The organism is Oleiharenicola lentus, assembly GCF_051660365.1.
GTDB lineage: Bacteria > Verrucomicrobiota > Verrucomicrobiia > Opitutales > Opitutaceae > Lacunisphaera > Lacunisphaera lenta_A.
The window spans coordinates 3383562-3392257 of sequence record NZ_JBOZXB010000001.1 but is presented as its reverse complement, the minus strand read 5'-3'; the positions used below and the strand labels follow the sequence as shown (position 1 = coordinate 3392257).

Here is an 8696-nt window from a genome sequence, read left to right as displayed (position 1 = left end):
TCGGGATGAGTTGTTGGTGCCCTGATTGCTTCCGGCGTTTCCCGCTTGTTCCCCTCACTCCGCGGCGCGCCGACAACCCCCGTCCCGCCATGAATCCTCCCTCGTCCTTCCTTCGGTCGGCCTGTATTGTGCCGATCCTCGCCGTAGCGTTGACTACGTCCGCACTCGTCGCCGGCACCGCCACCGTTGCGGTGAATTTCAACACCGTGGTGCGCACCATCGATCCCCTCACCTTCAGTGGCATCGAAAGCGGTTATGGTTCCACCAAGCTTCCCAATGACCTCAACCAACAAGCGGCGATCTCGATGCTCGATCTCGCGATGTTGCGGGTGAATCTCGGTTACCAAACTCCGGGTAATCCCAGCAGCACCATCGTCAGTAAAGTTGCGGGCGGCGACACTTCGATTACCGGCACGCAATGGATCAACGCGATCAAAGCGACGGGCGCGATCCCGCAGATTCGCGTGCAAATGGATGCCGCGCTGCCGCAATCCACGTGGGTCACCGATGCCGCGAACATGGTCGATTACTTCAACGACACGACCAGCAACCCGGTCACGCGCTGGGTCATCGGCAACGAGCCGAGCGACAACGGCCACACCGTCGAATCCTATGCGCAGGGCTTCGTCGCGATGGCCGCGGCCATGAAAGCCGCCGATCCCACCATCAAGATCGGCGGTCCCGCTTCTGCCCAATATAATTCCTCCAACACGGGTTTCCTCAAAGCGGCGTTGACGCGGATCCAGCAACTCGGCGGCACACCGGACTTCGTCATTTTCCACTCCTACGGTAGCGGCAATGCGAACAACGCCACGCTCCTCGACGAGACGCTGCAAAAATACGAAACCAATCCCGCCGACTTGCGCTCATTCCTGATCGCTACTTGGGGTTCTACCGTGGGCGGCGCCATGCCGATCGAAATCGGCGAGTGGAATCTCAAAACCAATTCCGACGCGCGGCAGCTCCAGCATTACGGCACCGTGTGGACGGCGCTCGCCATGGGCCGCATGGTAAAATCCGGCGTCATCTCGCGTTTTTACGCCGACAAGAACGGTCTCACGATGGGCTTTCTCGTCGACACGGCCAACCCAACCTACGGCGGCTCAAGTTACACCGCACAGCCCAACGACCCCATGCCGGCCTACCACGGCATCGGCATGTTTACCGGCGAAGATCTTTTCACAGGCTTCGGCACGCAACTCGTCAGCACGACCACGACCTCCAGCACGGGTCACATCTACGCCGTCTCTTCCGGCAACCCGCGCAACATCGTCGCGGTAAATTACAATCCCACGGACAACACCACGACGACCTTCAATCTCACCGGCGTCACCAATGCCTCCGTCGCCGTCTGGCAAAAAAACTCCGGCAACCAATCCCCCGTTAATCTCGGCACGATCAACGTCACTGGCGGCACCTTCAACTACACGCTCAACGCTTACACGGTCACCACCTTCATCGTCACGCCGACCAGCGCACCCCCTGCGCCCACCGGTCTCGCCGCCACCGCGAGCAACGCGCAAGTCTCCCTCACGTGGAACGCTTCCGCCGGTGCCACCAGCTACACCGTCAAACGCGGCACCACGAGCGGCACTTACCCGAATACATTTACCTCCGCGACCAACAGCTACACCAACACCGGCCTCACCAACGGCACGACTTACTACTACGTCGTCTCCGCCACGGGCACAGGCGGTGAAAGCGCCAACTCCTCGCAGGTCAGCGCCACGCCAAGCGCCGGCACGAGTTACACGTTCCAGGAAAGTTCGCTCGCCGCCGGCGCGAGTTCCGGCGACACGTGGCGCACTTCGACCGACGCCAACGCCAGCGGCGGTGCCCTCGCTTTCTACGATGCGACTGCGAGCGCCGACTACGTCACGCGCATCACTCCGTCCGTCAACGCGGGCACGTATCAACTGAGTGTCGTCATCAAAACCGGCAACAATCGCGGCATCTATCAAATCGCGACTTCGCCGACCCTCGGCGGCACCTACACAAATCTCGGCTCGGCGCAGGATCAGTATAACACGGCGCAACTCTTCCAAGTCGAACAGGTCATCGGCACGGTCACGTTCAGCACCACGGGCACCAAGGCGATTCGTTTCACCGTCACCGGCAAAAACGCGTCGAGCAGCGGCTACGGGCTCGCGATCGATGCGATTAAACTCACGCCACAGTAATTCGCCGGCATGCATTTTTCTCCTCTCTTCTTCGTCGTCTCGTGCTCACCGCGCTCAGTTTGCTCTGCGTGCGGTCGGGCTTTGCGACCCTGACCTGGGAGCGCTTGGTCAGCGAAGTCGATTTATCGAATGGCGCGGATCAAGCCGAAGTGGTTTTCCGTTTCAAAAACACCGGCCCCAATCCGGTGCACATTGCGATGGTGCTTTCCTCGTGCGACTGCGTGACCGCAGAATTGAAAAAAGAAACCTACGCCGCGCAGGAATCGGGCGAACTGCGCGCCACTTTCAAACGAGAGAGAAAAAACGGTCGCGTGCTGCGCACGATCAACGTGGTCACCGCGGAGAATCCTGAGACACCGACCACGCTGACTTTGCGCATTCAGCTCCCGGAAAATTAAGTCATGGTGCGGGCCGTCCTCCTCGCGGGCTTCGTTTTTTTACTCGGCGTATTTGTCGGTCGAAAATTTCCGCACCGCATCAATCCGGCCGACTCTTCGCTCGTGGCGGCGGCCAGCGCTTATCGCTGTCCCATGCATGCGTGGGTCGTCGCCGACCAACCGGGCCAATGCACCGTGTGCGGCATGACGCTTACGCGCGCCGGCCGCCCCTCTGCGGAAATCTGCGGCGCACCGGTCGTCGTGCTCGATCCTGCCGCTGCGACAGTCATCGGCGTCCACACGGTCGCGGTCACTCACGTCCCGCTCCTGCGCACGCTGCGCGTCGGAGGCACGTTTGCAATCGACGCTACGCGCCGCCGCTACCTCACCGCGTGGGCCGACGGCCGCATCGATAAATTCTACGTGCCGACGAACGGCGCGGAGATTCGCGCGGGCGAACCGCTCATGGCGCTTTTCAGCCGCACGTTGCTTTCCGCGCAAACGGAACTGTTGCTACTCGCGACCGGCGGTCAGAATTCCACCGCCGCCATCGCCGAGCAGCGCCAACAGATGATGCAACTCGGATTTTCTGCGCAGCAACTCGATGACTTGATCGCCTACCGCGAACCGTCCTCCACTCCATTGATTCTCGCTCGCGAGAGCGGCACCGTCCTCACGCGCGACGTGGTCGAAGGCCAGTGGGTGCGCACCGGTGACCGCTTGCTCGAAATCGCCGACCTCTCGACGCTGTGGTTTAATTTCTCTGTGCCTGTCGTGGATCGCGAGTGGATGTCGGCTGCGCAGGAAATCGAACTCACCACCGGTGCACGGACCTTCAGCGCGCCGATCACTTTCCTCGATCCTACGCTCGACACAACCAGCGGAGCGGTTCGGGCGCGCGCTGAAGTTAACCAAGCCGCCGGGCTCGCCGTGGGGCTTTTCGCCGAGGGAAAAATTGCCGTCACGCTGCGACCGACGCTCGTCGTGCCCCGCTCCGCCGTGCTTGATAGCGCCACCGGCCCGCAGGTCTGGGTCGAGCGTGCCAATTTCACTTACGAGGCTCGGCCTGTCACCCTTGGCCGCCGTGGCGACACCCATGTCGAAGTGCTCGGCGGCCTAGCCGAAGGCGAGCGCGTCGTCACGGAAGGCGCGTTGTTGATCGACGCGCAAGCGCAACTCACCGCGTCCACCCCGCGATGACTGCTGCGATTATTCGTTGGTCGCTCGAAAACCGTTTTGTGGTGCTCAGCCTCACGGTGCTGGCCTTGGGCTGGGGCGTGTTTGCCGTTCACACGGTGCCGATCGATGCGATGCCGGATCTCTCCGAAAACCAAGTCATCGTCGAAACCGAATGGGCCGGCCACAGCCCAAATGAAATCGAAACCCAAATCACGCGTCCGCTTTCGATGAACCTGCAAGGCCTCTCGGGACTGCGGGCGGTGCGCGCGAGTTCGATGTTCGGATTTTCGTTCATCACAGTGGTTTTCTCCGATGAAACCGATCCGCTCTCCGCTCGTGCTCGCGTGGCCGAGCGACTTTCGGCTCACGCCACCGAGTTGCCTGCTGACGCGCGCTATAAACTCGGGCCGGAGGCGAGCGGGCTTGGTTGGGTGTTCCAATATTACCTCGATGACACATCGCACCGCGAAGACCTGGGTTCACTGCGCGCCCTCCAAGATAATTTTATTCGTCCTCACCTCGCGGCCGTGCCAGGGGTCGCGGAAATTGCCAGTATCGGCGGATTTGTGCGTCAGTGGGAAATTGAACTCTCCGCGTTGCGTCTCGCCCATCACGGCATCGGGTTACACGAGATTCTCGACGCGGTCGCTCGCAACAACCTCAGCGTCGGTGGCCGCACGGTCGAAGAAAACGGTCGTGAATTTATCGTCAGCGGACGCGGTCTGATTACCGAAGCCGCCGACCTCGAATCGACTACTCTGACGACTCGGCATGGCGGGATTATTTCGTTGCGCGATGTCGCCACGATTCGCGTCGGCGGAAAATTCCGGCGCGGCGCTCTGGACGTGGATGGCCGTGAAGTGGTTGGCGGCACCGTGGTCATGCGCGCCGGCGAAAATGCGCGGCAAGTCATTCGCGACACGCAGGCCGCGCTCGCCCGCCTCGCGCCGGGATTGCCGGCGGGAGTTGCCATCAAACCATTTTACGATCGCAGTGACTTGATCGATGGCGCGTTAAACACATTACGCGCATCGCTCTGGGAATCCGTGGTGCTGGTCACGCTGGTTCATGTCTTTTTTTTGGCCCACTTCCGCAGCATTCTGATCGTCACACTGCCGCTGCCAGCCTCGATCTTGATCGCCTTCATTTTGATGAAGACCGCCAGCATCCACTCGCACCTGATGTCGCTTACCGGCATAGCGATTGCCATCGGGGTGCTCGTGGACGCGGCGATTGTGCTGGTGGAAAATGTCATGCGTCGTTGCGCGATCGCGGAAGCTGGGCTCGGCCGAAAATTGCGCGGTCAGGAAACGTGGGCGCACACGCTGGAGGGCGCCCAGCAAGTGGCGCGTCCGCTCGTGTTCGCGATGCTCATTATCATTTTGGCATTTGCGCCGGTCTTCGCCCTCACGGGTCAGGAAGGGAAATTATTCCATCCGCTCGCGTGGACAAAAACGTTCGCCATGATTGGCGCGACGTTGCTCGCCGTCACGCTCGTGCCGGTCTTGTGCACGCTCCTCGTGCGCGGGCCGTTTCAAGCCGAGGAACGCAACTGGTTCATGCGCGCCGCGCTCGCGCTTTACGATCCAGCTCTCTCGTGGGCACTCGTGCATCGGAAAACCGTGCTTGGTCTCGCTGCGGGTATTTTCGGGTGCGCGCTGATCGCTGCGTTCGGCGTGCCGGTTTGGATAGCGCGCTCCTTTTCAACCGACGGCGAAACTCCACACTGGCTGCGAGGTTTCGGCACAGAGTTTATGCCCGCACTCGAAGAAGGGGCGTTGGTGTTCATGCCGGTGCTGCCGCCCGGCACTTCCCTCACGGAGGTGCAACGCATCCTCGCGTGGCAGGACAAACTCATCCGCGCCACGCCGGAAGTCACGAGCGTCGCCGGAAAACTCGGGCGTTTCGACACGGCTACCGACCCCGCGCCCGTGGAAATGATTGAGACGACCATCCAATTAAAACCGCGAGCGCAGTGGCGGAATGGCCTGACGCGCGAGCAACTCTTAGCTGAACTCACGGCCAAATTGCACCAAGTGCCGGGTTATGTGCCGGGATTTTTGCAGCCAATTGAAAGTCGAATTCTCATGCTCTCGACCGGCGTGCGCGGGCAGTTGGGCATAAAAATTTTCGGCGACGATTCAGCCGCGCTCCAGCAAAAGGCATTGGAAATCGCGACGCTCGTCGAAAAAATTCCCGGAGCCGTCGGCGTCACCCCGTCACGCACGCAATTCAGGCCTTATATGGAAATTTCCGTCAATCGCGCCGCACTCGCGCACTATGGTTTGAGCGCGGCCGAGGTGCTGGTCGTGGCGGAAGCCGGGATCGGCGGCAAGCACGCTGGGTTCAGCTTTCGAGGCCGTGAACGCTGGCCGATCCAAGTGCGTTTCGAACGTGCCGACCGCGAAGATCTCGAACGCCTCGCGGCACTGCCGGTGCCAATACGTCAGCTCGCGACCGAAAAAAATGCCTCCGCTGCTGCGATGGGCGACATGCTCTCAAGTCTCTCGCCGCCCCCGCCCGGCCGCATGAGTTCGATGCGGCTCCCGCCAGGCACCGCAATTGACACTTCTCCGCAACTGGATGCCTCGCCCGCGGTCGTGGCGCTCGGCCAAATTGCCACGATTAGACGCGTCCTCGGTTCCAGCGAGATCGCCAGTGAAAACAGCCGGTTGCTCGCCGTTGTCCAAGCCAACGTCTCCGGTCGCGACCTCGGAAGTTTCGTTAAAGAGGTTCACGAAAACATCTCCCGCGAAATCGAATTCCCGCCCGGCATGGTCGTGGAATACTCGGGCCAGTATGAGCATCAGGTGCGTGCCCGCGCGACCTTGCGCTGGGTCATGCCGGCGGTGTTGTTGATCACCTTCGTGCTGCTGGCACTCGCCTTTCGCTCGCCCATCGAAGCCGCTCACGTGCTCCTCGCCGTGCCGTTCGCGTTGAGTGGCGGAGTATTTTTACAGGCGGCACTGGGCTTCAATTTCAGCGTCGCGGTGTGGATCGGTTACATCGCGTTGTTCGGCACGGCGATTCAGACAGGCATTGTGATGGTGACGTATCTCGACGCGGCGGTGCAGCAACAGCGGACCGCGCGCGGAGCCAAGCTCACGCGCAGCGAATTACTCAACGCCGTGAAAGCAGGTGCGCGTCAGCGCCTGCGACCGAAGCTCATGACGGTTGCCACGACGGTCGCGGCGTTGGTGCCGATTTTTTGGAGCACACGTGTCGGGACCGAAGTCATGCAACCCATCGCGGCGCCTGTGCTCGGGGGCATGATCTCGTCGCTGCTTCACATCTTGATCGTCACGCCGGTAATTTTCGCCTGGCTGCGAGAACGCGAGCTGCGCGCAGACGCGCACTAATGCTCACTGCGGAATTACCACCACGCCCCAAGGGCTCATGCCCGCGGGCAGTCGGGCAATTTCCTTGCCGAGGGCAAGATCCACGACGGACACATCGTTCGATGGGCCGTTCGCGGTGTAGAGCAGTTTTTCGTCAGGCGAAAGCGCTAGTCCCCACGGGCGGGTGCCGACCTTGATCACTTTCACCACGCGTCTGTCCGGCAAATCTACCACGCATACCGTGCGAGCGCGGCCGTTGCTGACATAGGCCCGGCGATTGTCCGCAGAAAGTTGCACCCCCATCGGCAGCGACCCGGCTGGCAGTCGGATGGACTCGATCACGCGGTGCTGCACCGTGTCGACGACATGCAGCAATCCCGTGAGCTCGGAAGGAATCACCGCATGACTGCTGTCGGAAAAAAATGCCACCGTGCGCGGGCGACCCTCAACCGTGAACTGCGCGATCACTTGGTGTGTGCGCGTGTCGATCACGTGAATGTCGCCTTTCGTCTCGCAGGTGACATAGGCAAATTTTCCGTCGGGACTCACCGCCACCCCTTCCGGCTCCAGACCGACTGGGATCAGGTGCTCGCGTTTTCCCTCCGGCATCGAAACCACGCTGACGGCACCGATATCCTCGTTAGTTACATAAAGCAAAGTGCCGTCCGGGCTCACAGCCAGTTGCTCCGGATCAGAGTCTGACTCCAGCACGCGTTGCAGGCGTTTCGTCGCAACATCCACCACCCCGATACCATCAGCGGTTTTGTCCGCTTTTTTTTCGTCGTCATCTGACTCTTTTCGCGTGCCGGGCGGACCCGCGATCGGGCTGCCGCTCAACGCCACGAGCAGGGTGCGCTTGTCCGGAGTGAGTTGGATGCCTCGCGGGCGTTTGCCGACGGGAATCGTCGCGATGAGCGTATGACTCGGCGCGGCAAACACACTCAAGTCACCCGATCGCTCGTTGGTCACGACAACGTGATATGAATCAGCGGCCCACACGACTGGGGAGCCAAGCCTCAGCGTCGCGAAAAGGAATAGGAATATTTTCATGGTTTGGTGACGTAGACAGGTGGCCCATATTTGCGGACAAATTCGCGAAACCAGTCGTTATCCATGTGGGGCGCGACCTCTTCGCGGGTGAGCGACTGGTTCCTTAAGCCGTTGCGAATATCGCGAGGCGGAACCAAATCTCCCTCGCCTGGCGTCGGCCCGTTCGCCTGATGCGCATTTGAGTCCACCACCCGCGCGTTGATCATTTTGAGCGCATGGTGCACGCCGTGATATTCGATCGTGATCGTGTCAGCGTTTGAATCGTAACTCACCAGCGCGATCCCGTCCTCCGCACTGCCGAGGGTGAGCCAGATACTTCGGCGGCGAGCCGGCAAGTAGAGGTTAAACAACATCGTGTTGTCTTCGAATACATACCCGGAAAACCGCGCGGTTGTTTCTTCGAGCGGAGCGGAGGGCCGTGCTTGCGCAATCGAGAACGGCGAGTTCGCCAATAAACTCCTCCACCGTTCTGCTGAAGATTCCCCGTGCTCGGATGCCGTCGAGCGCGTCGTGACAAGCAATGCCAGCGCCCACACCCGCGCGCAGTTTGGCCAGGCCTTCACGAAAAAGCT

Annotated in this window: 6 protein-coding genes; 4 read left to right on the top strand and 2 right to left on the bottom strand. The window is 60.9% G+C overall.

Translation table 11 applies throughout. The annotated features are described in order from the left end of the window. Positions 1-89: 89 nt before the first annotated feature. From ACRRQW_RS13255 to ACRRQW_RS13240, 4 genes are read left to right on the top strand one after another with little or no spacing between them, the layout of a single operon-like run. Entirely contained in the window at positions 90-2180 is a 2091-nt protein-coding gene (locus ACRRQW_RS13255) for a hypothetical protein (RefSeq protein ID WP_438481950.1), read from the top strand. A 41-nt stretch (positions 2181-2221) separates the two neighbouring features. Then, complete coding sequence (locus tag ACRRQW_RS13250; RefSeq protein ID WP_438481949.1) at positions 2222-2578, top strand: DUF1573 domain-containing protein; 357 nt, start codon at positions 2222-2224, stop codon at positions 2576-2578. Positions 2579-2581: 3 nt separating this feature from the next. After that, positions 2582-3757: an efflux RND transporter periplasmic adaptor subunit gene (locus tag ACRRQW_RS13245; protein WP_438481948.1), complete on the top strand. Its 1176-nt coding sequence runs from the start codon at positions 2582-2584 to the stop codon at positions 3755-3757. Then, the gene (locus tag ACRRQW_RS13240; protein WP_438481947.1) at positions 3754-7095 is read left to right on the top strand and encodes an efflux RND transporter permease subunit; all 3342 of its coding nucleotides are present in this window, start codon (positions 3754-3756) and stop codon (positions 7093-7095) included. The genes ACRRQW_RS13245 and ACRRQW_RS13240 overlap by 4 nt, the downstream gene beginning before the upstream one ends. Before the next feature lie 3 nt (positions 7096-7098). Here ACRRQW_RS13240 and ACRRQW_RS13235 read toward each other — a convergent pair whose 3' ends face one another. Beyond that, entirely contained in the window at positions 7099-8124 is a 1026-nt protein-coding gene (locus ACRRQW_RS13235) for a beta-propeller fold lactonase family protein (protein WP_438481946.1), read from the bottom strand. Beyond that, positions 8121-8687: a hypothetical protein gene (locus tag ACRRQW_RS13230; RefSeq protein ID WP_438481945.1), complete on the bottom strand. Its 567-nt coding sequence runs from the start codon at positions 8685-8687 to the stop codon at positions 8121-8123. The genes ACRRQW_RS13235 and ACRRQW_RS13230 overlap by 4 nt, the downstream gene beginning before the upstream one ends. Between the last annotated feature and the right edge of the window lie 9 nt (positions 8688-8696).

What these genes read in the sequence shown, in the direction of transcription:
- ACRRQW_RS13235 (WP_438481946.1), bottom strand. Translation starts at nt 8,124, where the DNA reads ATGAAAATATTCCTATTCCTTTTCGCGACGCTGAGGCTTGGCTCCCCA.
- ACRRQW_RS13255 (WP_438481950.1), top strand. Translation starts at nt 90, where the DNA reads ATGAATCCTCCCTCGTCCTTCCTTCGGTCGGCCTGTATTGTGCCGATC.
- ACRRQW_RS13240 (WP_438481947.1), top strand. Translation starts at nt 3,754, where the DNA reads ATGACTGCTGCGATTATTCGTTGGTCGCTCGAAAACCGTTTTGTGGTG.
- ACRRQW_RS13245 (WP_438481948.1), top strand. Translation starts at nt 2,582, where the DNA reads ATGGTGCGGGCCGTCCTCCTCGCGGGCTTCGTTTTTTTACTCGGCGTA.